The following is a 24540-nucleotide window of genomic DNA, read 5'->3' on the forward strand; positions in this document are numbered from 1 at the left end:
GCCGGGGGGGCGCCCCCGGGGGGGGCCGGGCCCGCCGCGCCCGGCCCGCCCGCCCCCCCCTTGCCGGGCGGGGGGGCCGGGGCGGGGGGGGGGCCCCCCCCCGCCGGCGTGTGGGGGGTGTGTCGGCATGTGGGGGGTGTGGCGGTCAGGCCGCTTCCGGCTGCTTGCCGTCGTGCAGCGCGATCGCGCGCTGCATCGCCTTGCGGGCCCGCGGGGTGTCGCGGGCGTCGTGGTAGGCGACGGCGAGACGGAACCAGGTGCGCCAGTCCTCGGGCGCGGCCTCGGTCTCCGCCTTGCGCCGGGCGAAGACCTCGTCGGCCGAGTCCCGGTCGACGCGCCCGCTGGGGGTCCGCCTCAGCTCGTCGACGGGCAGCCCGCCCTCGGCGTCGAGTTCGGCCGCCAGGGCGTTGGCCCGGCGGACGAACTGCGTGTTCTTCCACAGGAACCACAGGCCGATGCCCGGCAGGATCAGCACCGCCACCCCGAAGGTGACGGTGAGGGGCGTGCCGGTCTCGATGAGCAGGACGCCGCGGCTCCCGACCAGGACGAAGTAGACGACCAGGACGGCGGCCGTGAGGGCGTAGGTGAGCTTCGCGCGCATGAGGGTCAGGGGCTCAGTTCAGGTCCAGGAAGTGTTCCAGGCCGAAGGTCAGGCCCGGAGTGGTCACCACGCGGCGGGCGCCGAGCAGGATGCCCGGCATGAAGCTGCTGTGGTGGAGCGAGTCGTGCCGGACGGTGAGGGTCTCGCCCTCGCCGCCCAGCAGGACCTCCTGGTGGGCGAGCAGGCCGCGCAGCCGTACGGCGTGCACCGGGACGCCGTCGACGTCGGCGCCGCGGGCGCCGTCCAGGGCGGTGGCCGTGGCGTCGGGTGCCGGGGCGGTGCCGGCCGCCCGGCGGGCCTCGGCGATGAGCTGCGCGGTGCGCGTGGCGGTGCCGGAGGGGGCGTCCACCTTGTTCGGGTGGTGCAGCTCGACGACCTCGACCGACTCGAAGTACGGCGCGGCGAGCTGGGCGAACTTCATGGTCAGCACGGCCCCGATGGAGAAGTTGGGCGCGATGAGCACGCCCGTCCCCGGGGACTTCTCCAGCAGGCCGTTCAGCTGCGCGAGGCGCTCGTCGTTCCAGCCCGTGGTGCCGACGACGGCGTGGATGCCGTGGCCGACGCAGAACTCCAGGTTGGCCATGACCGAGTCGGGGGTGGTCAGTTCCACCGCGACCTGGGCGCCGGAGTCGGTGAGCGCCTCCAGTGCGTCGCCCCGGCCGAGGGCGGCGGCCAGTTCCATGTCCTCGGCGGCTTCGACGGCCCGGACGGCCTCCGAACCGATCCGGCCCTTGGCGCCGAGGACCGCCACGCGCAGCTTGCTCATCTCTTGTGCTTCTTTCACCAGGGGGAGGGTCAGGCGACGGCGTCGTGCAGGCGGGCCGCCTGTTTGTCCTTCAGCGGGCCGATGACCGACAGGGAGGGCCGCCGTCCCAGGATCTCGCGGGCGACCGCGCGCACGTCGTCCGGGGTGACCGACGCGATGTGCGCGAGCATGTCGTCGACCGACATCTGCTCGCCCCAGCACAGCTCGCTCTTGCCGATGCGGTTCATCAGCGCACCGGTGTCCTCCAGACCGAGGACCGTGGAGCCGCGCAGCTGGCCGACGGCACGTGCGATCTCGTCGTCCGGGAGGCCGTGCTCGGCGACCTGGTCGAGCTCGTCGCGGCAGATCTTCAGCACGTCGTGGACCTGGGAGGGCCGGCAGCCGGCGTAGACGCCGAACAGGCCGCAGTCGGCGAAGCCCGAGGTGTACGAGTACACGCTGTAGGCCAGGCCGCGCTTCTCGCGGACCTCTTGGAACAGGCGGGAGGACATGCCGCCGCCGAGGGCGGTGTTCAGCACGCCGAGGGCCCAGCGCCGCTCGTCGGTGCGGGACAGGCCCGGCATGCCCAGCACGACGTGCGCCTGCTCGGTCTTGCGGCCGACCAGCTCGACCCGGCCGGCGGTGCGCAGCGCGCGACTGCCGCCGCGCGGGGCGACGGGCTCGGCTGCGAGGTCCCGGAAGGCCCCGGCCTTGTCGAAGGCGGCGCGTACCTGGCGGACGACCTTGGCGTGGTCGACGTTGCCGGCGCAGGCGACGACCAGGTGGGTCGGGTCGTAGTGCTTCTTGTAGAAGCGGCGGATGCGGTCGGCGGTGAGGGCGTTGACCGTGTCGACCGTGCCGAGGACCGGGCGGCCGAGGGCGTTGTCGCCGAACATCGTGTGCGCGAACAGGTCGTGCACGCAGTCGCCCGGGTCGTCCTCGGTCATGGCGATCTCTTCGAGGATGGCGCCGCGCTCGACGTCGACGTCCTCCTCGCGGATGAGCGAGCCGGTCAGCATGTCGCAGACGACGTCGATCGCGAGCGGCAGGTCGGTGTCGAGCACGCGCGCGTAGTAGCACGTGTACTCCTTCGCCGTGAACGCGTTCATCTCGCCGCCGACCGCGTCGAGGGCGGAGGAGATGTCGAGGGCGCTGCGCTTGCGGGTGCCCTTGAAGAGGAGGTGCTCGAGGTAGTGGGTGGCGCCGTTCAGCGCCGGGGTCTCGTCGCGGGAGCCGACGTGCGCCCAGATGCCGAAGGTCGCGGAGCGGACCGAGGGCAGCGTCTCGGTGACGATGCGCAGGCCACCGGGGAGGGTGGTCTTGCGCACGGTGCCGATGCCGTTCTCGCCCTTGATGAGGGTTTGGGTACGGGCGACGGCCCGCGCCTCCGAGGTGGTGCGGGCCGTCGCCTGGGAGCCACGGGACGTCACTGGTCGGCGTCGTCCTTCTTCGTCTCGTCGCCTTCCTCGCCCTCGATCACGGGGATCAGGGAGAGCTTGCCGCGGGAGTCGATCTCGGCGATCTCGACCTGGACCTTCTGGCCCACGCCGAGGACGTCCTCGACGTTCTCCACGCGCTTGCCGCCGGCGAGCTTGCGGATCTGCGAGATGTGCAGCAGACCGTCCTTGCCGGGGAGCAGGGAGACGAAGGCGCCGAAGGTGGTCGTCTTCACGACCGTGCCCAGGTAGCGCTCGCCGACCTCGGGCATCGTCGGGTTGGCGATGCCGTTGATCGTGGCGCGGGCGGCCTCGGCGGCCGGGCCGTCGGCGGCACCGATGTAGATGGTGCCGTCGTCCTCGATCGTGATCTCGGCGCCGGTGTCCTCCTGGATCTGGTTGATCATCTTGCCCTTGGGGCCGATGACCTCGCCGATCTTGTCCACAGGGATCTTGACGGTGATGATCCGCGGGGCGTTCGGGGACATCTCGTCCGGGGTGTCGATCGCTTCCATCATCACGTCGAGGATGTGGAGGCGGGCGTCACGGGCCTGCTTCAGGGCCGCGGCCAGGACGGAGGCCGGGATGCCGTCCAGCTTGGTGTCGAGCTGGAGGGCGGTCACGAAGTCCTTGGTGCCGGCGACCTTGAAGTCCATGTCGCCGAAGGCGTCCTCCGCACCGAGGATGTCGGTGAGGGTGACGTAGTGGGTCTCGCCCTCGATCTCCTGGGAGATCAGGCCCATGGCGATACCGGCGACGGGGGCCTTCAGCGGCACACCGGCGTTCAGCAGCGACATGGTGGAGGCGCAGACCGAGCCCATGGACGTCGAGCCGTTGGAGCTCAGCGCCTCGGAGACCTGGCGGATCGCGTAGGGGAACTCCTCGCGCGTCGGCAGGACCGGGACCAGGGCGCGCTCGGCGAGGGCGCCGTGGCCGATCTCGCGGCGCTTCGGGGAGCCGACGCGGCCGGTCTCGCCGGTGGAGTACGGCGGGAAGTTGTAGTTGTGCATGTAGCGCTTGCGCGTCACCGGCGACAGCGTGTCCAGCTGCTGCTCCATGCGGAGCATGTTCAGCGTGGTGACGCCCAGGATCTGCGTCTCGCCGCGCTCGAACACGGCGGAGCCGTGGACCCGCGGGATGGCCTCGACCTCGGCGGCCAGGGTGCGGATGTCGGTGACACCGCGGCCGTCGATGCGCTTCTTCTCCTTGATGACGCGCTCACGGACCAGGGTCTTGGTCAGCGAGCGGTACGCGGCGGAGATCTCCTTCTCGCGGCCCTCGAACTCCGGCAGCAGCTTCTCGGCGGCGAGCTGCTTGACGCGGTCGAGCTCGGCCTCGCGCTCCTGCTTGCCGGCGATGGTGAGCGCCTGGGCCAGCTCGGGGCGGACGGCGGCGGTGAGCGCCTCGAGGACGTCGTCCTGGTAGTCCAGGAAGATCGGGAACTCGCCGGTGGGCTTGGCGGCCTTGGCGGCGAGGTCCGACTGCGCCTTGCACAGGACCTTGATGAAGGGCTTCGCGGCGTCCAGACCGGCCGCGACGACCTCCTCGGTCGGCGCGTCGGCGCCGCCCTCGACCAGCTTGATGGTCTTCTCGGTGGCCTCGGCCTCGACCATCATGATCGCGACGTCGCCGTCCTCCAGGACGCGGCCCGCGACGACCATGTCGAAGACGGCGTCCTCGAGCTCGGTGTGCGTCGGGAAGGCCACCCACTGGCCGCGGATCAGCGCGACGCGGACGCCGCCGATCGGGCCGGAGAAGGGCAGGCCGGCCAGCTGCGTGGACGCCGAGGCCGCGTTGATCGCGACGACGTCGTACAGGTGGTCGGGGTTGAGCGCCATGATCGTGGCGACGACCTGGATCTCGTTGCGCAGGCCCTTCTTGAAGGACGGGCGCAGCGGGCGGTCGATCAGACGGCAGGTGAGGATGGCGTCCTCGGAGGGACGGCCCTCACGGCGGAAGAAGCTGCCGGGGATCTTGCCGGCGGCGTACATCCGCTCCTCGACGTCCACCGTGAGGGGGAAGAAGTCGAGCTGGTCCTTGGGGTTCTTGGAGGCGGTGGTGGCCGACAGCACCATGGTGTCGTCGTCCAGGTACGCCACGGCGGAGCCGGCGGCCTGCTTGGCCAGGCGGCCCGTCTCGAAGCGGATGGTGCGGGTGCCGAATGCGCCGTTGTCGATGACGGCCTCGGCGTAGTGGGTCTCGTTCTCCACTAGTGATGTCTCCTCGTCTTCGTCCCGGCTGCCCGTGTGGCAGGGGGACGGTTGCGGAGAAGCGCACGGTGCTGTGCGGGCCGGTCTTCGATCGAAGCACCCGGGGATCTCTTCTCCCGGGGGCCACTACCGAGGACCGGCGGCGGCTCGGTGCGCCTCTCCTCGTTCGTCTTACGTGATACGCCGTACCCACCGAGGTGAGGACGTATCACGCTGTGTCGCATCTTGCGTCGTGCTACCACACTACAAAGCAGGGGTGACACTGCGCACGTACGGCAAAGGGAGCGGTTCCCTTTTCCTGCCGGGAACCGCTCCCCTCACGGCGTCTTACTTGGCGCCCGCCGCACCGCGGCGGATGCCGAGGCGCTCGACCAGCGCACGGAAGCGCTGGATGTCCTTCTTCGCCAGGTACTGCAGGAGGCGGCGACGCTGACCGACCAGGATCAGCAGGCCACGACGCGAGTGGTGGTCGTGCTTGTGGGTCTTGAGGTGCTCGGTCAGGTCCGAGATGCGGCGCGAGAGCATGGCGACCTGGACCTCGGGGGAGCCGGTGTCGCCCTCCTTCTGGCCGAACTCGGTGATGATCTGCTTCTTCGTAGCGGCGTCGAGCGGCACGCGTACTCCTCATTAGGTCTGTGATGGGCCACCGAGTGCCCCCGGTCTGCATCTCGGGGGAGCTTCCGTGACTCGGAAGGCGGGGATCCGCTGGGCGCGGCCTCCAGGGCGAGGGATCGCTCCGGGGGTGCGTACACAAACGGCCGTCGACCAGGGTAGCAGGCGGTGAGGGGCGGCTTTGCCGGGCAGGTGGCCGGGTGCGTGCAGGTGACCGGGGCCGGGCGGGTGGCCGGGGCCGGGCAGGTGGCCGGGGTGGGCCGGGCGCCTTCCCGCAAGGCCCGGCGGACCAGTGGCGGACCCCCCGGGCGGCCCCGGCCGCCGCCCGGCACATCGTCTCAGGTCAGCCGGTCATGGACCGGACGTCGGTGAGGACGCCCAGGACGGCGAGGCACAGCGGGACCAGGGAGAGCAGTACGGCCCCCTCCGCCAGGTCGAGGAACCGGCCCCAGAACGGGGACAGGCCCTTGCGGGGGACGACGAGCCCGACGGCGGTGACGAGTGCGGCGCCCGCCGCGACGGCCGCGGTCAGCCAGACCGTACGGGCGTCCAGCGCCCCGCGGTCGCCGTGGAGCACGAACTCGGTCAGGGCCGCCGCCGGGGGGTTCAGGGCGAGGCCGAGCAGCAGCAGGGCGATCGCCGCGATGCCCGCCACCAACACGCACACCACCTGGGAGGTGTAGCGGAACAGCCGTGCCCGGATCAGCATGGCGAGGCCGGCGGCCAGCGCCAGCAGCTGGCCCCAGACGTCGTCCGAGAAGCCCAGGACCGCCGCGGAGGCGATGACGACGGCCGCCGTGCCGGCCACCAGTCCCAGCAGCATCTCGTGCCCGCGCCTGGCCTGCGCCGCGATCCGCTCCGCGTCCAGCGGCTCCTCGTCGGGGCCCTGCCCGGGGTCCGGGTCGAAGTCGTCCTGTGCGGCCGAGCGGGGTGAGGCGTAGCCGATGGGCAGGCGCGCGAACCGCGCCGACATGCCGGGCAGGAAGGCCACCAGGCCGATCGCGGCGGGCGCGCACACGGCGGCGGCCGCCGTGGCCGAGGCGCCGGCGACGATGGCGACGAACGTGACCAGCGACCCGACCGCCGCGAGGAAGGTGGCCGCCACGAAGGGCGCGTCCGAGGCCGGGGACAGCGCGGCCAGCACCACGGACGCCACCAGCACGGTCACGCAGCCCAGCATGAACTGGAGCTTGCCCGGTCCGTGGCCGGCCTGCGGGCCGACGATGCCGGTGCCGGCGATCATCAGCAGCGGCAGCGCCGAGAGTCCCAGGGCCGCCGCCGAGGCCCGGTCCGCGTAGACGCGGGTGCGGACGCCGGCGAACGCGGTGAGGAGCAGGCCGACGCCACCGGCGAGGATGCCGGGCAGTCCGCTCATGTCGTGGCGCACCGGGTCGGCGTACCAGAGGACGAACCCGCACAGCAGCACCAGCAGTGCGCCGCCGGCCAGCCCGGCCGCGCGCAGCAGGTCGTCGCTCCACAGGTGGCGGTCGCGGACCACGGCCGAGGCGACGGCGTCCGAGACGTCGTCGTAGACGGCCGGCGGCAGCGACTCGGCGAAGGGGCGCAGGCTCAGCACCTCACCGTCCAGGACGCGTTCGTCGGCCAGGGTGCGCGCCCCGTCCAGCACCCGGCCGTCGCGGCGGACCAGGTGATAGCCCGTCGGCGTGCCGGCGGGCTGGGTCTGGCCCGTCAGACGCAGGATCTCCGGGTAGACCTCGGCCACGGCCAGGTCCACCGGAAGCGCCACGTCGATGCGACTGTCGGGCGCGACGACGGTGACTCGGCAGAACCCTGTTGCCGTGGTCGTACTCACCTTCACTGACCCCCTGCTTCGCGGATGCGTACGCTGCGGTGCGCCACCCTACCGACAAGCGCCGTCGGTCGTGCCGAGTAGGATCACCGGGCAGCGCGGGACGGCCGGTACCACGGGGGTGCCGGTGGGCAATCGCCCGTCGGAGCAGGGGGATTGGCCTCGGTGAGCCAGATCGTCGTCAAGCGTCCGCCTCGTGCGCTGCCGCCCGAAGTGCCCTCGGAAGAACTGCAACTGGAAGCTCCTCCCGAGTTGCCGCGCGGGCAGCAGGAGGGCGTGCTCATGCAGGTGCTGCCGACGCTGGGCATGGGCTCGTCGGTGGTGTTCTACTTCGCCTCCCCCAACGCCCATCCGTTCATGCGGATCATGGGCGTGGTGATGCTGGTGTCGACGGCCGCCATGGTGGTCGCGCAGATCGTCCGCTACCGCCGCGGTACGCAGGGGCAAATGGCCGACGTGCGGCGGGACTACCTGCGGTACCTGGCCCAGACGCGCCGCCGGATCCGGCGGACCGCACTGCGCCAGCGCGACGCCCAGTTGTACCTGCACCCCGCCCCCGACCAGTTGTGGGCCGTGGTCGCCGAGGGCAGCCGGGTGTGGGAACGACGCGTCGGTGACGCCGACTTCGGACAGGTGCGGCTCGGCCTGGGGCCGCAGCAACTGGCCACGCCCCTGGTCGCGCCGGACACCGCGCCGGTCGACGAACTGGAGCCGCTGTGCGCGGGGGCCATGCAGCGGTTCCTCACCGTGCACGGCCAGTTGGACGCCCTGCCGGTGGCGGTGTCGCTGCGCGCCTTCTACCACGTCACGGTGTCGGGTGAACCGGAGAGCGCCCGGTCCACGGCCCGCGCGCTGGTGGCGCAGGCGGTCACCCTGCACTCCCCTGACGACCTGCTGGTCGCCGTGGTCGCCGCGCCCGCGGCGGTGGAGCGTTGGGACTGGACCAAGTGGCTGCCGCACAACCAGGTGGCCGGGCAGGTGGACGGGGCGGGCACCCGGCGGCTGTTCGGCGACGACCTCGGAGAGCTGGAGGCGCTGCTCGCACCCCGGCTGGAGGGCCGTCCGAGGTTCAGCAGGGACGGCCGCCCGCTCCTGGACCAACCGCACGTGCTGGTGGTGCTGGACGGCGGCATGGTGCCGCCCACCTCGGCCTTCGCCGCCGCCGAGGGTCTCCAGGGCGTCACCGTGGTGGAGGTCGTCGCCGGTGACCTGGACCAGCCGCGCGGTGACCTCTCCGTCGTGGTGCGCCCGGACCGCCTGTGGCTGGACTCCGGTGGCGGCATCGCCTACGAGGGCACGCCGGACACGCTGTCGCCGGCCGCCGCCGAGGCGCTGGCCCGCCAGCTCGCCCCCCTGCGCATGGGCGGCGGTGACGACGACGAACCCCTGCTGTCCAACCTGGACTTCACGGACCTGCTCGGACTGGGCGACGCCGCCTCCGTGGACGTCCAGCGCACCTGGCGGCCCCGGTCCACGCCGGAGCGGCTGCGCGTGCCGATCGGTGTGGGCGAGGACGGCCGGCCCGTGATGCTGGACCTGAAGGAGGCCGCCCAGGACGGCATGGGGCCGCACGGACTGTGCGTGGGCGCCACGGGTTCCGGCAAGTCGGAGCTCCTGCGCACCCTCGTCCTGGGACTGGCGGTCACGCACTCGTCCGAGACGCTCAACTTCGTGCTGGCGGACTTCAAGGGCGGCGCGACCTTCGCCGGCATGGCCCAGATGCCGCACGTCGCCGCGGTCATCACCAACCTGGCCGACGACCTGACCCTGGTCGACCGCATGGGCGACGCCATCCGCGGCGAACTGCAGCGCCGGCAGGAGCTGTTGCGGTCGGCCGGCAACTACGCGAACCTCCACGACTACGAGAAGGCACGCGCCGCCGGAGCCCCGCTCGAGCCGCTCGCGTCCCTCGTCCTGGTGATCGACGAGTTCAGCGAACTACTCACCGCCAAGCCCGACTTCATCGACATGTTCATCCAGATCGGCCGCATCGGGCGGTCGCTGGGAGTCCATCTGCTGCTGGCTTCCCAGCGGCTGGAGGAAGGCCGGTTGCGCGGCCTGGACACCTACCTGTCGTACCGCGTCGGCCTGCGCACCTTCTCGGCCGCGGAGTCCCGTGCCGCGCTAGGTGTGCCGGACGCCTACCACCTGCCGTCCGTGCCCGGCTCCGGCTACCTCAAGTTCGGCACGGACGAGATGGTGCGGTTCAAGGCCGCCTACGTGTCCGGCGTGTACCGCACGGGCGGCCCGGAGGCCTCGGCCGGCCGGCTGCCCGTGGAGCGGCGGCCCGCGCTGTTCACGGCGGCTGCCGTGCCGGTGACGTACGCGGCGCCCGAACCGGGGCAGGACCCGCAGCCGCGCGGGGAGGACGACGCCCTCGCCGACACCGTGCTCGACGTGATCGTGCAGCGCCTGGAGGGGCAGGGCGTGCCGGCGCACCAGGTGTGGCTGCCACCGCTGGAGCGGGCACCGGCGCTGAACGACCTGCTGCCCGCGCTGGCCGTGACCCACGAACGCGGCGCGCACGCCGCCGAGTACACGCGATTGGGCGGGCTGACGGTTCCGCTGGGACTGATCGACAAGCCGTACGAGCAGCGACGCGACGTGCTGTTCCAGGACTTCTCCGGTGCGGCGGGGCACATGATGGTGGTGGGCGGCCCCCAGTCGGGCAAGTCCACCCTGCTGCGCACGCTGATCTCGTCGTTCGCGCTCACCCACACACCGCACGAAGTGCAGTTCTACTGCCTGGACTTCGGCGGGGGCGGCCTCACCGCGGTGAACGACTTGCCGCACGTGGGCGGTGTGGCGTCCCGGCTCGATCCCGAGCGGGTGCGGCGGACGGTCGCGGAGGTCGCGGGCATCCTCAACCGGCGCGAGCGGTTCTTCCGCAGCAACGGCATCGACTCGATCGCCACCTACCGGCGCCGCCGCGCGGCCGGTGAACTGCCCGGCGAGACCTGGGGCGACGTCTTCCTGGTCGTCGACGGCTGGGGCGCCTTCCGCAACGACTACGAAGGCCTGGAAGGCGTCGTCCACGACATCGCCGGGCGCGGCCTGGGCTACGGCGTGCACGTCGTGCTGTCCGCCTCGCGCTACATGGAGGTGCGCGCGGCCCTGAAGGACCAGATCCTGGGCCGGCTGGAGCTGCGGCTGGGCGACGCCATGGACTCCGAGTTCGACCGCAAGGTCGCGCTGAACGTGCCGGCGGGCGTGCCGGGACGCGGCCAGGTCCCGCAGAAGCTGCACTTCATGACCGCACTGCCGCGCATCGACTCGCTGTCCGAGGCCGACAGCCTGACCGAGGCGACGGCTCATCTCGTGCGGACGGTGCGCGGCGGCTGGCAGGGGCCGCCGGCCCCGGCGGTACGGCTGCTGCCGCGCAAGCTGCCCGCCGACCAGCTGCCCAAGGGGTTCGAGTTCCCGCAGCACGGCATTGCGATCGGCATCGACGAGGCCGGCCTGGAACCGGTCTTCGTCGACTTCGACACGGACCCGTTCCTGCTCGTGTTCGGTGACAGCGAGTCCGGCAAGACCAACCTGCTGCGCCTGATCGCCAAGCAGATCGCCGAGCGCTACACCCCGGCCGAGGCGCGCATCGTCGTCGGGGACTACCGGCGCACCATGCTGGAGGCGGTGTCGGAGGAACACCTGCTGGAGTACGCGCCGATGGCGTCGGCCATGCAGGTGCACATGGACGCCATCGGCCAGTTCATGGAGCGGCGCGCGCCCAAGCCGGACATCACGCCGCAGCAGCTGCGGGACCGCAGCTGGTGGAGCGGCCCCCAGCTGTTCGTCGTCGTCGACGACTACGAACTCGTCGCCGCGGGCTCCGGCAACCCGATGGCGCAGCTCGTGGAGCACCTGCCGTTCGCCCGTGACGTGGGCGTCAAGTTCATCGTCGCGCGCAGCTCGGCGGGCGCCTCGCGGGCGATGTACGAGTCCTTCCTGCAGCGGCTGAAGGAGCTCGGCGCGCAGGGCGTGATCCTTTCGGGTGATCCGAGCGAGGGCGACATCCTGGGCAACGTGCGAGCGCGTCCCATGCCTCCCGGACGTGGCGTGTTCGTGTCACGCAAGCGCGGGACGCCGCTGATTCAAGTGGGCTTGCTACCGCAACGGCACTAGGGTGATCGGGTCCGGGCGCGGAGACGGGGGCGTCCGGAAGGGAACGGGGAGGTTGCAGAGGTGAGTTCGCACGGGGGCGGCGGCACGGGCGGGGCGCCGGACACGGGCCAGGCGTTCGACACGCTGTCCGGGGTGAACCCCGCGATGGCGCTGGACATCCAGCACAAGGCGATGGCGGGCTTCAAGAAGCGCGTCGACGCCCTGCTGCGGGAACTGGACGAGTCGGAGGCGGCACCGGCCAAGGTCGGCCAGGACCGCCTGCAGCGCGCCCAGCTGGGCGCCGCCGAGTTCAAGGAGGCACAGTTCCTCTACGACTCGTACGCCGTCGTCCACGACGAACTGGAGAAGCTGTCCAAGGCCCTGGGCACGCAGATCGAGAGCATGGGCCTGGCGGTGCACGCGTCGCGGGTGGGCTACGAGAACCTCGACGCGGACATCAAGGCACGGATGAGGGCGGTCAACGCGGAGGCGGAGAAGTACTACGTGGCGGGGCGGGACCCCTACGCGGAACGACCGGCCGGTACGGGTGGCGCGGCCGATGGGGCCGGTAGTACCGGCGGGACCGGTACGGGTGGCGCGGCCGGCACGCCGGAGCCCTCCACCACCGAGGGGGGAGAGTACTGATGGCTGGGCAGACGGGCCGCGGGACGCCGCAGCCGGGGCGTACGGACTTCGAGTCCATGACGCACGAGCAGTTGGCGGCGCTGCTGGAATCGGCAAGTTCGGCGGGCGCGTCCCAGCTCGCGACGAAGCTCGCCAAGGCCTCGTCGACGATCACGAAGATCGGCGACGACCTCATGACGTACGTCAAGGGACTGGAGTGGCAGGGCGAGGGCGGCGACGCCTTCCGCGACTGGGGCGGGCAGAGCGCGGCCGCGACCCTGCGCCTGGGCCAGTACGCGGAGGTCGCCTCCCGCTGGATGGCCACGGTGGCCCAGGCGGTGGCCGAGGCCAAGGCGGCCATGCCGGCCACGTCCGAGACCACCCAGGCCAAGGCGGACCTGGCCGACGCGCGGAAGGCGTTCGCCACGACGCAGGAGCCGGGCGCACGCAACGACCCCGACGCCCGCAAGCTCGCGCGGACGGCCCAGTCCGACGCGACGGCGGCGCAGCAGCGCATGGAGGCGGCGCGGGCGGAGGCGATCCAGCAGCTGCGGAAGCTGGCGCAGACGTATGAGTATTCGGCGCAGCAGGTGAATGGGGTGGAACCGCCTACGTTCTCGCCGCCGGCGCGGCACCTCGAGGGCCCGGAATGGCGGCTCCCCGGCACCTATCTCTCCGGCAGTTCACCGACCGGATCAGGGTCGACCGCGGCCGGTCCTTCCTACGAACCACCGGCCGAGGGAGGGGTGTCCCATGCGCGCCGTGCCCCTGGGGGAGCTGCCCTTGCAGGCACAGAACCGGCCACCTCTCCGTGGGAAGCCGATCAGTCCGTTGCCTCACGTCCTGTGTCAATGAATATTGATGCCGCAACGCTCGCGCCGGAAACGCCTCACGCAGGTAACACCACAGCAATGCCACCCGCCGCTAGCGTCTCCCGTCCGGAATCGTTCCTTCCCACCTTGCCGGTACCACCTGCTTCGGCCCCTGCAGGCCGCCCGGGGCTGCGAACGCAAGTGCTCCTGCCACCGCCCTCTGGCTCCTCAGCAGCGCGCGGTGCGCACTTGCCGGGGCAAGGGCTTGGGCAAGGCGGCACAGGCGGGCTGGGCGGCACCACAAGAACGCCGAGCGCCGGGATCGTGGGGGGGCGCCCGGTGTCGCCCGGCTCCAACGCCACGAAGCCTGGCGTGCCTCGGGGGACAGTCATCGGTACCGAGAACGCCCAAGGACGGAGTGGTCAGAACCAAACGCCCACGGGCCGAGTTGGTTCCCCTGGCGTAGCGACAGGCGGTAACGCCGTTACCGGCCAGAACGGTCTCGCGGGGGGTAGGCGTCTGACCTCGGAAACCGGCGGCGTAGTCGGCAGCCGCCCGCTTCAGCCTGGCCACGGGGGCGCTCGGCCATTCACGCCCGGCGGGTCGGGTTTGGTACGCACGACGGCATCCGACGAACCTCACAGGGGATCAACGTCAAGCCGCGCTGCCATCGGCACACGTGTCGGCCAGCCTTCGACCCCGCGCAGAGACCTTCAAGGCGAAGAACGCAGCCAGCGGCCGGACTACGTGACCGAAGAGCTTGAGACTTGGGTACGGTCCGATGCTCGCCCTGTACCCCGTGTCGTCGACTGATCAGTTCACTCCCCCGCGTTAAGGAAGCTCTATGCCCACCAGCGGTACGCGTTCAGGGCGTTCGGCCGCAGCAACCGTCCTCGGCATGCTGCTGGTGGGTATCTCCGCGATGCCGGCCCACGCTGAGTCGGTCCGCGCCAAGCAGTGGCACCTGGATGCCATGCGTGCGCAAGAGATGTGGAAGGTGAGCACCGGCCGCGGCGTCACCGTTGCAGTCATCGACTCTGGTGTCGACGACTCGGTGGCCGACCTGAGGGGGCAGGTGCTGGACGGCAGGGACTACTCCGAGCTGCGCGGCGACGAGCACACCGACTTGGAGGGGCACGGCACGGGGATGGCGGCGCTCATCGCAGCAACTGGTGCGCGTGGATCGCTGAACGGGTCATTCGGTCTGGCTCCAGGCGCCAAGATCCTCCCCATCCGCATGAGATACTGGACGGAGAAATTCGGGCAGGTCGACGGCGGAGCAGAGTACTCACGCGTCTTGACCAAGGCGATCCGTTACGCGGCTGACTCCGACGCCCAGATCATCAACATCTCCATGGGCGCACCCAATTCCTCCGGCCGCCGCAACGTCTCAACACCGGAGCTGTCAGCGGCAGTCAAGTACGCCATCGACCAAGGCAAATTGATCTTTGCGGCTGTCGGCAACACGGGCAATACATCCAACTTTTTCGAATACCCTGCTGCAACTCCCGGCGTCGTAGGTGTGGGTGCCTCCGACAAGGAAGCCAAGGCGCTTCCCATCTCGCAAAGGGGGCCACAGGTCGACCTGATGGCTCCCGGGGGTGACATCGTCAATGCTTGTGCCGGTGGCACTCAGATCTGTATCGGGAGCGGTACGAGTGCAGCTTCAGCCCTGGTCTCTGCTTCCGCAGCCCTCGTCTGGTCCATGCACCCCGACTGGACCAACCATCAGGTGCTCCGAGTCCTGCTGAACACGGCGGGCAAGCCCAAGAACGGCGACGAGCGCACCGATTCCATCGGCTACGGCACTGTGCGGCCTCGCGTGGCTCTCAAGACTCCGGGTGACCCAGGTCCGGCGGACGAGTACCCCTTGCCCGACCTTGCCGCGTCCGCCGCGTCTCCCTCAGCGGAAGCTTCCGCCCCCAGCAATTCCACGACGCCGCCCGCGGGTGCGGGTGACACGGAAAGGGCCGCTTCCGGGGAGGGCGACGACAAGAACGTCACGTGGTGGGTCGCTGCGGGAGCCGCAGCAGCCGTCGTCATCGGCATAGCGGTCACCCTCGCCGTCCTGCGCACACGCCGCCGGCGAGCGACCCTGACAGCGCCGCCACTGCCGCCACTGCCGCCGTACTCCCCATACGGTCACCATCCGCAGCAGTACCCGCCCTACAACCCGCCCCCGGGTCATGCCGCCGAACTCTTCCCTCGCGGTGGAGCCCACGGCCCGGACCAGCACGGCTGAAACGGCGCGAGCCGGCCAGTCAGCCGACGGATCAAGGAACCAACGTGTCGTTCGATGAAATGTGGGGGCAGGCCCGCAACACCGCCGCGGCCCGGCAGCAGAGCAGCATGCAGCTGAACCAGTTGCCCGCCGCGGGCGGTTCGGCCCAACCTCACCTGCACGTGGACGCCTCCGTACTCGAAGGAAGAGCGAAGAACGCGGAGACCGTTCGCAAGAACCTCATGGATGCCGACGACAAAGCGATGAGCGCAACAAGTGGCATCAGCCTTAAAGGGTTCAAGTCCGACTCGGCTCTGGCCGTATTCCAGAAGCGTTGGCGTTCTCAGATGCAGCATTTGGAGAACCTGCTTGAAAAAGGGGTCAAGGGGAACCTGCAGGCGTCAGCCGCAGAATTTAAAGCCGAAGAGGCTAAACGACTAAGCGACGTGAAGCGGACAGGAAACGGCGGGGGGAGAAACTGACATGGCTATCACCTATCAACAGTTGCGCACCGCCGATCTTTCGTCGCTGTCGGACGCAGTGGACGCGTGGCGGCGCTTGCCAGGACAGTTCGACATCATCGCCCGTTCCTTCGGCAGTACTGTCACCAAAGGGCTCAGAGACTCGGACTGGAAGGGTGAGACAGCCACCGAAGCTCTTGAGAAGTTCGACCTTATCGAGAAACAGATGAAGGCGGCTTCGGATGAGGCTCACGATGTCCACACCCTGTTGCGTAGCACACTGGAAGCCTTTCAGGCAGCCAAGAATGAACTGAAGAAGATCGAGAAGTACGTAGCTGAAGACAAATATCTCAAAATCACCTCCGACGGGCGCGTCTCGTGCGATACTTCCGCCGCGCCGCAGGAGCACCGTGAATCAGTGAGTAAGGGCTACTTCAACGTCGTACAGGACTGCAACAAAAAGATCGAATCGGCCCTCAAGGACGCCGACGACGCCGACTTGGCTTTGCACTACGCGTTGACTTCGGATCCCAACGGAGATGCCCGCGGTTTCAATACCGATGTCGCGAGCTCGCTGAAAGACGCGAAACAGCGAAGGAAGGAGGCTCTCCAGGACGCGAAGGCGATGGTCGAACTCGCCCGCAGCGGGAGTGACCTCTCCGTGGCCCAGGTGCGACGTATGCGGGGCGTCTTCGCGGAGCACGAGGGAGATCCACTGTTCAATGAGAAGTTCGCGACTTCCCTCGGCGCAAAAGGAACGCTGCAGTTCTGGGTCGACCTGTCGGAAGCGCATGCCGGGGCGCAAGGGGCAGACCTGAAAGACCTGAAAGGGTTTCAGGACCAAATCAGCACCAATTTGGCCAACGCGACTCACTCCGATTCTCGGGCCATGCAGCAGTGGAAGCAGGGAGTGATCGACGCGGGAAACATCAGTTTCCACCCGTCCTCCAAGGACCCCATTTATCGTCCTCCAGGGGCCGTCGGCTTCCAGGTGATGAGCAGCCTGATGAGCAACGGAAGGTATGATACCGACTTTCTTGACGACTACGGGAAATCTCTTCTCACAGTAGATAAGGCCCCGACAGGCGAAGGAAAGTACACGGACGAGGTATGGCGAAGAGGCGCTGATCTCGTTTTCGGGAAGGAAACCGGCCGAGACCCGCTGAACGGCTATCTGGACGCCCTGTCCCATAATCCAGAGGCTGCTGTACACACCCTTTCGAGTAAGTCGGATCTCACCCACTTGCTCGAGAGCAGCAAGTTCACAGACCGGGGTGAATCCTTGGGGAAGGCCTTGGAATCTGCAGTGACTGGGGTTGCACCAGGCGAGCCGGTCCGCGAAGCTCCGCGTCATAGTCGGGAACAAGTGGAGATCGTTCAGAACGTCGTTCATGCGGTCGCGCAACCCGGTGGCGGGGAGAGCTTCGTTTCCAAGGCGGGCTTGGGTGAGAGCTTCGGCCACATTGCCTCGGCGTACATGCCGGAAATAAGTCACTCTCTGGCTGGTCCCGGAGCCGAATCGGCTCTTCTGACGACCAGCGCCGCGCCCGGAGGGCTCGACCGGACGGACGTCACGCGCTTCCTTTACGAAGTCTCCCGGGACCCCGACGGGAAAGCGGCAATCCAGTACGGTGAAAGCATCTACACTGCTAGCCTTCTTGAGGCGCATGTAGCCGATCCCTCCCTGTACGACGGCAACACAGAAAATGCGATCAGAACCGTTGCCTATAACGCGGGCCAAATCCAAGGGATTGTGGCTCACTCGACAGCAGACGCCGGGATTGGGAGTGCCGTCGGCACCGAAAAAGAATACAACGATGCTATCAAGAAACAGGGAGACCTGATCAAGACCATCGTGGCCACCGGAATCGGAGTTGGTGCGAGTTCGTTCCCGACCGTCTCCCCGCTAGTCGCTGCCACTGCGGGTGGCTTCTTCTCCGGCGTTTCCGGTATGGCGATCGATCGCTTCTACGATGGTAAGCAGCTCGATGGGGCGCTGGATGACTCCCTCTATCGAACAGGAACAGATCTCAACAGGGCTCAGGATTCTGTCGTGCAGCAGACGCAGTGGTCCGCGCTCGATGCTGTCGCAGCACACAATTCGTCACTTCCCGAGGGCTCCACCAAAGATTTGATCCGCGCCTCGGTGAACGACGGATGGAATCGCAGCGATAGCGCACTGGAAGACACACACGCGCGCCCCAGCGCCTGAGCTGCGACGGTGATGGAAGTATGAAAAGGAATGCCAGAGTACTGCTGTCCGTTGGTACGGGATGCCTCCTTCTCGTGGGAGGAGTAGCCGGATACCGTTACCTCTTCACGAACGGGTTGGAGCAACTCCCGCAGAAAGTGTGCTCCGGCGCAGTAGATAGGGAAATCGCCATTCGGGCGCTCCCACCTGCTTCAAAAGCAGAAGAAGGAGACAGGAGCGGCAGCCCCGGCCGGCACTTCTTCTTCTCGTGCTACGTCTACGCAGGAGATGAATCCACTCTGTCCGGTGAATCCCACGCCGCCGATTCCTCTGTGACCGCCTGGGTCAAGTTCTACGAGGAGAAGCGCGGGGGTGATGAGCTGGTACGAGTCAAGAAGGGGCCAGTGCAGGCCATGTCCCTGCCTGACGGGTTGGTAAGCGTATATGTGCCCTGCACCCCTCCGCAGCTTGGTTCCGACAAGGCAACTCAGGCCTATGCCCTCATCACCGAGGCGCGGACGATCGGGGAGACTCGTGCAATGGGAGACGACCTGCGTCGAGCCGTTACCGATTTCGCGTACGCCATCACTAAGCATGCGTATCGAGCTGGTGAGTGCCGGGAACGTCTATCCCTTCCGGCGGACCTCTCAAATGCAAGACCTCGGTAGAGGAACGAATGATCGCCCCCGTCGTCCGGTCGAGTTTATGAAAGCGTCGGTGGGCAGTGGTCGCCCGGCCCGCTCGGTGATGCGTCCATAGTCCTCACACCTAGGGGCCTGGACTGCGGCGGGCGTGGGGCGGGACGGTGTAGACGGTCGGTCGTCATGTGCGGTGCCGCTGTGATATGCGCAGCAGCGGGTTACGGCAAGAGGGCAGCAGTCATCGCCGGGTAATCACGGTGTCGACAGTCAGCGGACTTCCAAAGAATGGCTGCAGCCCTTGGTCCTTCACCAAGCATCACCTTTGATGAGCCGCCGAGCGATGTATATGTCTCTGCGCAGGGCCGTCCGCCAGGGCCTGGGTCGAGCGCATGTGCGGGAGGGGCGGCCGCCCGAGGCCGGCCGCCCTTCGCCGTTCGGCGCGATGTGCCCCGGGTCAGCTCATCAGCATGCGGAAGCGGGCCGCGTTGCCCTTGTCCGTGTCCTGGTAGCCGAGGACCGAGTCGTCCAGGAGCTGGGCGATGCGGGCCAGCTTCTGGCACATCTGGTCCATCTCCGTGCTGCTGCTGCGCTGGATCTCGCCGTAGGCGGTCTTCGCCTCGCCCTCCCAGGTCTCGGCGACGGCCTTGACCTTGCGCATCAGGGTCTCGAGGCCCTCGTTCAGCTCGCGCGCGGTCTTGCGGACGTCGATCGCGGCATGGGTGACCGTGTCGTAATTGACGGCGGTGCGGTCGTAGTTGACGCTCATGGTGCGGGCTCCTTGGTGGCGTTGAGGCGTGGTCGTCAGGCGAGGTCGGTGATGCGGCTGGAGACCTGGTACGAGTTGTCCACCTTGCGGATCTCCGAGACGCGCGACTGCTCGTGCTCGCTGAAGCCCTTGACGCTCATCCGCATGACGTCCTCGAGGTCGACGAGGTTGTCCTGCAGCTTCCTCAGGTGCTGGTTCACACCGCGCTGCACGGCGTCGAACTCCTTGCCCGCGGCGCCCTGCCAGCCCGCCTGGATCATGTCCACCACGGTGTTGAGCGAGGTCACGCGGCTGCTCACGTCCCGGTGGAAGTCTCGGATCTTGTCGGCGAGGTCTGTCAGATCCTGGTCGCTGTAATCGACGCTCATGGTCTCTTGCCCTCCTGTAGAAACACCGCCTGGCGGGCAAGAACCGCTCCGACTCCCGCGCGACGCGTGGTCGCAGCGTCGCACCGCCCCCGTGCAGTACCACACATGTGGCACCTGGAAGCACTCTAGTCACTCGGTTCGAGGGTTCCAACTGCAAAGCAGGCCAGGGCCAGTTCGTGGCCAGTAAGGTGACTGGCGATCGTTGCTGAGCAGTCGAAGGGATCTCCGCCATGGTCGGTGTGCCGGACGAGGACGTCAAAGCACGCAAGGAGCGGGAGCGGGACGAGCTGTACGGGCTCGACATCTCCGGTGTGGAGTGGCATTGCGCTCCGGGAACGGAGGCGCACGAGGAACGTGTGGAGATCGCGTATCTCCCCCACGGCGCCGTGGCCATGCGCTCGTCGCTCGACCCGGACACGGTGCTGCGGTACACGGAGGCCGAGTGGCGGGCCTTCGTGCTCGGGGCCCGCGACGGCGAGTTCGACCTGGAGTCGGCGCCGGGCGGCGGCGTCACCGCCTCCTGACGGCGCGTACCGGCCCTGCGCCCCGCGTCAGGGACCGCCGCGGCGGCGCCGGCGCAGATCGCGCAGGACGACGGCCGCGCCCGTGACCACCACGACCAGGGTCACGGCGACGCCCAGGGCGTAGGTGGCGTACCGCTCGTCGCGTTCCGCCGGGGTCTCGGCCAGGGAGAAGGGTGCCACGTCCGGCGCCTCGGCCCTGGCCATGCCCGGGTCGGGGGCCGGGGACGACGGCGGGTCGGCGAGGTCGGACTCCTGGACGGCGCGGACGGGGTCGACCACGCCCCAGCCGACGAAGTCGTCATGGCCGTTGACGGACCGCTCGGCGGTGCGCTCGATCTGCGTGACGATCTGCGCCGGTGACCATGCCGGGTGCTTCTCCTTCAGCAGGGCCGCCACCCCGGCGACGAACGGCGCCGAGAAGCTCGTACCGCTGTCGGTGCACTGCCCGCCGCCGGGGACCGTGGAGACGATGTCGACGCCCGGTGCGGCGACCCCGACGAAGCTGCCGGACTGGGAGAAGGCCGCGCGTTCGTTGTTCCGGTCCGAGGACGCGACGGCGAGGACGCCGTCGAAGGCGGCCGGGTAGGTCTCCTTGGGCTTGCCGTCGAGGCCGTCGTTGCCCGCGGACGCGACCACGACCACTTTCGCGGCGAGGGCCTTGCGCACGGCCCGGGCCAGCGTGGAGTCCCCGGACAGCGGCTTGGTGGTGTCCTGGGAGATGTTGATGACGTCGGCGCCCTGGGCGACCGCGTGGGCGATGGCCCTGGCCATCGTGTCCGAGTCGCCGTTGCTGTCGGCGTCGTTCTGCCGGATGGGGATGATGGTGGCCGCCGGGGCGAGGCCGACGAAGCCGGTGCCCTCGGCCGGACGGGCGGCGATGATGCCGGCCACCTTGGTGCCGTGCCCCACCTCGTCCTTGGTGGGGTCCCCGCCCTTGCCCAGCAGGTCCCGCCCGGCCGCCTTGTCGACGGCGCCGGCCAACTGCCGGTTCCTGTCGTCGACTCCGGTGTCGATGACGGCGACCCGCACCCCCTTCCCCTTCTCGGTGCCCTCCCACAGCTCGTCCAGCAGCACGCGCTGCAACGACCAGGGGCGCGCCTTGAACTGCTGCTCGCTGGGGAACGTGCACGCACCGCTGCCCGTCAGCTTCGTGGGCACGCGGAACCCGTCCTGCGCGAGGGCGACGGGGTCGGGTGCGGGTGTGCAGCCGCTCAGGGCGGTGAGCGCGAGCGCCGCGGTGAGCAGCAGGGACTTGGTGGGCCGCACCGGTTCGGAGCTCCTGTTCGTCGGTGTCCGGCGGGAGGGCACGCCGTCGAGGCGGGACGGCACGGGTCACGAACCCTGCGGCTGGCGGGCGCTGTTGGTGTCGAGCCGGGGGCCCTTGGCGAGGAACTCCGACCACACCAGCGGCACCTTGGCGGGCCGGACGTTCTGGTAACCGAGTTTGACCTGGGCCTCGCTCGGCTCGGGGCTGCCGTCCGACGGCTTGCGGTCACGGTCGGCGCCGATCTCCGACTTGTCCGCGTCACTGTCGCCGTTGGCCTGCACCGCGTAGCGCAGACCCGTGTCGGTGACGAGGAAGAGTGCGCCCGCGTCCGTCGCGGAGCCCTGGATCTGGGTGTAGAGCAGGCCCGTTCCAGGCGTGGCATAGGTGCTGGTGCCGTCGGAGGTGATGCGGGCCGGGTAGTCCTCGCCGGCCCAGGTGCTCAGCGTGGTGCCGCCGTCCTCGCCCACCGCGCGCAGGACGCTGCACACCGTGTCGCGGCCGGTCCCGGCGGCGGAGTTGACCTGGTGGAGGCGGCGGTCCGGCCAGTTCGCGCGCTGGCCCTCGAAGGGCTCGGGGTCGGCCGTGAAGTCCTGGAGACCGACGCTGCGGGCCTTGCCGTTCATGTCCAGGCGGGCGGTCTCGGGCGAGTTGATCAGCAGCCAGGCGGTGAACTCGCTGACGGGCTGCACCTTGCCGGGCAGTACGACGTAGAACCTGGTGCCCTCGCCCGTCTCGGTCTCCAGCACCATCCCGACGCGGTTCTCGTCGTCCGACAGGGCGCCCGGGACGTTCGCCGGGGACCCTACGCCGGAGGGCAGCCGCGGGAAGGCGATCGCGTCGCCCGCGTGCAGGGTCGCCAGCCACTCCTTGGTGACGAGCTGCGGCTCGCGCGACCCGACGAGCGTCTCGGTGAGCGGGTCGGACTCGGTGCCCGTCACGGGGTAGGCGCTCCCCCCGGAGGCGACCACGTACCGCCGGCCGGTCCGGGTCTTCACGTACAGCGCGTCCCCGCCGGTCAGCCGGTTGCGGCCGTCCGTCTTCGCCGCCTCCCCGGACGCCAGGACGAACGTCGCCTCCTGGACGGTGTCGCCCTTGCCGCCGGGCTGCTCGCAGACCGCCCAGCGCTTGGCCTTGCCGGCCTCCTCGGCGGAGGGCAGCCGGTCGGGCGCGTAGGGGATGCCGAGGATCGGTCCGCGCGGGGGTTTCCCGGCGTCGAGGATGTCGTCACTCACCTGGATGACCTGGTAGCTCGCGTCGTTCATGAGCAGCCGGGCGGAGGCCAGGTTCAGGACGGGGTGCAGCCGGGTGGTCCCGTCCGTCTTCAGGACGACGTAGCGGGTGGTCGACTGCTTGCCCACGATCACCCGGGTGCCGGGCTTGTCCCAGCCGGAGGGCGCTGTGGGCTGGAACATGCCCCAGGCGCCGAAGACCGCCAGGGTCAGGGCTCCGGCGACCAGGCTCGGCACGACCGCTCTCAGCGGCTTCGGAGCTCCCTCTTCCGTCCCGGTCGGGGAGGGCTGGAGGAAGGCCGCCAGCAGGCGCCGCTTCGCGAACGTGTAGGCGTTGAGCTCGTCCCGCCGTGATGCCATCAGTGACCGTCTCTCCCCGTGTCGGCCTCGGAGGTCGTCGTCCCCCGCCCTGCGCTGTCAGACCGGCCCCCTACTATGCCTGGTGATCGCGCGGGCTGCCGGAGCGGGTACGGTAGCCGGACCGTCAAGAGCCCGGCGCGGTGCCGTCATTGCTGCCGACGCGGGGGAATCGGGGGACTCGGGGATGGCTTCCACAACACGGGTGCGCGCGCGTGGCCGCGCCCGCCCCCAGGCTTCCCGGGCGACGGGCGCGGCGCCCGAACCGGACGCGCGCGCGACGGTGGCGCCCGCTCCTGCGCCGGGTGCACCGCAGCTCCGCCTGCGCCGCGGTCCCGGGGGTTCGTCCCGGCTGCAACGGGTCGTCCTGGTCGAACTGGCCGCCGCGGTGGTGCTGGTGGGCTGGGTCGTCGGGACCGTCGGTCTGGTCGTGGCCGCCGTGCTCGCGGCGGGACTGCTGGCGCTCGCTTTCGTACGGCGTCGGGGGCGTTCCGTGCCCGACTGGTGCGCCACCGCGTGGGCGCTGCGGAACCGGCAGAAGCGTGCCGCCGCCCTGGAGATACCGCCGGGGACCGAGCCGGGTCTGGTGCCGGCCCTGGAGTGCGAACCGGCCCTGCGCACCGGGTCGTACAGCGTGCGCGACGGGCGTCCGGTCGGCATCGTCGGGGACGGCACGTTCGTGACGGCGGTGGTGCAGGTGGAGGCCGCCCCGTCGGCGCTGCGTGCCGAGCGGGGCCGTCAGCCGCTGCCGCTCGGGCTGATCCGCGACGCCCTCGAGCTGGACGGGATCACGCTGGAGTCGGCCCAGGTCGTGTCGCACACCCAGCCCGCCCCCGCTCTGCATCTGCCGCAGCAGTCGGTGGCCGTGGCCAACTACGCGCCGCTGCAAGCCCAGACGGGCACACCCGCGGTGCGCATCACCTGGGTCGCGCTGAAGCTCGACCCGGAGCTGTGTCCGGAGGCCGTGGCCGCGCGCGGGGGCGGGGCGGTGGGGGCGCAGCGGTGCGTCGTCCGTGCGGCGCACCACCTGGCGAGCCGGCTGACGGGTGCCGGTTTCCGCGTCACCGTGCTGGACGAGGACGAGCTGGTGGCCGCGCTGGCCACGTCCGTGTGCGCCAACCCACTGGTCACGGCGGAGGCGGGACGGACCGAGGCGCGTCAGCGGCGGACCATGGAGTCACCGCGCAACTGGCGTTGCGACAACCGCCGGCACACCACCTACTGGGTCCGCTCCTGGCCGCGGCTCTCGGGCACCGGTGGCCCGACGCTGCCGCAGTTCGTCGCCCGGCTCACGGCCGTGCCCGCTCTGGCCACGACCTTCAGTCTCACCTTGGCCCACCACGACGGTCAGGAGCTGTCGTTGACGGGACACGTACGGGTGACGGGCCGCAGCGACGACGAACTCGTGGCCGCACGCCGGGCCTTGGAGGAGTCCGCGCGGGAAGCCGGTGCCGGACTGACCAGACTGGACCGTGAGCAGTTGCCCGGCGTACTCGCCACGCTCCCCCTCGGAGGTGCCCGGTGACGCATCCGGCTCCGACACCCGCCGGTACGGCGACGCCCA

The 24540-nt window shown here is 69.7% G+C and carries 17 protein-coding genes; 7 read left to right on the forward strand and 10 right to left on the reverse strand.

Translation table 11 applies throughout. From position 1 onward, the window contains the following. Positions 1-145: 145 nt before the first annotated feature. The 6 genes from ACH4C6_RS00030 to eccD form a co-directional block, all read right to left on the reverse strand. Positions 146-601: a hypothetical protein gene (locus ACH4C6_RS00030; RefSeq protein WP_398106247.1), complete on the reverse strand. Its 456-nt coding sequence runs from the start codon at positions 599-601 to the stop codon at positions 146-148. A 13-nt stretch (positions 602-614) separates the two neighbouring features. After that, positions 615-1367 carry a 4-hydroxy-tetrahydrodipicolinate reductase gene (gene dapB, locus ACH4C6_RS00035; protein ID WP_398106248.1) on the reverse strand — a complete coding sequence of 251 codons (753 nt, stop codon included), beginning with the start codon at positions 1365-1367 and terminating at the stop codon, positions 615-617. Between the two features lie 29 nt (positions 1368-1396). Continuing rightward, positions 1397-2776: a M16 family metallopeptidase gene (locus ACH4C6_RS00040; RefSeq protein WP_398106249.1), complete on the reverse strand. Its 1380-nt coding sequence runs from the start codon at positions 2774-2776 to the stop codon at positions 1397-1399. Beyond that, entirely contained in the window at positions 2773-4992 is a 2220-nt protein-coding gene (locus ACH4C6_RS00045) for a polyribonucleotide nucleotidyltransferase (protein ID WP_398106250.1), read from the reverse strand. The genes ACH4C6_RS00040 and ACH4C6_RS00045 overlap by 4 nt, the downstream gene beginning before the upstream one ends. 327 nt (positions 4993-5319) lie before the next feature. Then, positions 5320-5607 (reverse strand): 30S ribosomal protein S15, encoded by a 288-nt coding sequence (gene rpsO, locus ACH4C6_RS00050; protein ID WP_286065081.1) that lies wholly within the window; start codon positions 5605-5607, stop codon positions 5320-5322. Between the two features lie 340 nt (positions 5608-5947). After that, positions 5948-7417, reverse strand: a complete 1470-nt coding sequence (gene eccD, locus ACH4C6_RS00055; protein ID WP_398106251.1) for a type VII secretion integral membrane protein EccD — start codon at positions 7415-7417, stop codon at positions 5948-5950. 162 nt (positions 7418-7579) lie between these two features. Between eccD and eccCa the strand changes: the two genes are divergently transcribed. From eccCa to ACH4C6_RS00080, 5 genes are all read left to right on the forward strand, one after another. Further along, the gene (eccCa, locus tag ACH4C6_RS00060; protein WP_398106252.1) at positions 7580-11536 is read left to right on the forward strand and encodes a type VII secretion protein EccCa; all 3957 of its coding nucleotides are present in this window, start codon (positions 7580-7582) and stop codon (positions 11534-11536) included. Between the two features lie 60 nt (positions 11537-11596). Next, a complete protein-coding gene (locus ACH4C6_RS00065) occupies positions 11597-12160 on the forward strand; it encodes a hypothetical protein (protein WP_398106253.1) in 564 nt (187 codons plus the stop codon). A gap of 1635 nt (positions 12161-13795) precedes the next feature. Continuing rightward, a complete protein-coding gene (gene mycP, locus ACH4C6_RS00070; RefSeq protein WP_398106254.1) occupies positions 13796-15193 on the forward strand; it encodes a type VII secretion-associated serine protease mycosin in 1398 nt (465 codons plus the stop codon). Between the two features lie 44 nt (positions 15194-15237). Continuing rightward, positions 15238-15654: a hypothetical protein gene (locus ACH4C6_RS00075; RefSeq protein ID WP_398106255.1), complete on the forward strand. Its 417-nt coding sequence runs from the start codon at positions 15238-15240 to the stop codon at positions 15652-15654. 1 nt (position 15655) lies between these two features. Continuing rightward, entirely contained in the window at positions 15656-17845 is a 2190-nt protein-coding gene (locus tag ACH4C6_RS00080) for a hypothetical protein (RefSeq protein WP_398106256.1), read from the forward strand. 1074 nt (positions 17846-18919) lie between these two features. On the opposite strand, the gene ACH4C6_RS00085 is transcribed toward ACH4C6_RS00080, so the two are convergent. Together ACH4C6_RS00085 and ACH4C6_RS00090 are read right to left on the reverse strand one after the other, a co-directional pair. Further along, positions 18920-19231 (reverse strand): WXG100 family type VII secretion target, encoded by a 312-nt coding sequence (locus ACH4C6_RS00085; protein WP_398106257.1) that lies wholly within the window; start codon positions 19229-19231, stop codon positions 18920-18922. Positions 19232-19266: 35 nt separating this feature from the next. Then, positions 19267-19599 carry a WXG100 family type VII secretion target gene (locus ACH4C6_RS00090; protein WP_369193425.1) on the reverse strand — a complete coding sequence of 111 codons (333 nt, stop codon included), beginning with the start codon at positions 19597-19599 and terminating at the stop codon, positions 19267-19269. A gap of 230 nt (positions 19600-19829) precedes the next feature. Here ACH4C6_RS00090 and ACH4C6_RS00095 point away from each other — a divergent pair, with 230 nt between their 5' ends. Then, positions 19830-20123: a DUF397 domain-containing protein gene (locus tag ACH4C6_RS00095; protein ID WP_398106258.1), complete on the forward strand. Its 294-nt coding sequence runs from the start codon at positions 19830-19832 to the stop codon at positions 20121-20123. A 27-nt stretch (positions 20124-20150) separates the two neighbouring features. On the opposite strand, the gene mycP (ACH4C6_RS00100) is transcribed toward ACH4C6_RS00095, so the two are convergent. Then, on the reverse strand, positions 20151-21389 hold the full coding sequence (mycP, locus tag ACH4C6_RS00100) for a type VII secretion-associated serine protease mycosin (RefSeq protein ID WP_398106259.1): 1239 nt from the start codon (positions 21387-21389) through the stop codon (positions 20151-20153). A 66-nt stretch (positions 21390-21455) separates the two neighbouring features. Beyond that, positions 21456-22979, reverse strand: coding sequence for a type VII secretion protein EccB (gene eccB / locus ACH4C6_RS00105; protein ID WP_398106260.1), 1524 nt, complete (start codon positions 22977-22979; stop codon positions 21456-21458). A 184-nt stretch (positions 22980-23163) separates the two neighbouring features. Between eccB and eccE the strand changes: the two genes are divergently transcribed. Continuing rightward, a complete protein-coding gene (eccE, locus tag ACH4C6_RS00110; RefSeq protein ID WP_398106261.1) occupies positions 23164-24501 on the forward strand; it encodes a type VII secretion protein EccE in 1338 nt (445 codons plus the stop codon). The last annotated feature ends 39 nt before the right edge of the window (positions 24502-24540 follow it).

Source organism: Streptomyces sp. NPDC017943 (assembly GCF_044328425.1).
Classification (GTDB): domain Bacteria; phylum Actinomycetota; class Actinomycetes; order Streptomycetales; family Streptomycetaceae; genus Streptomyces; species Streptomyces djakartensis_A.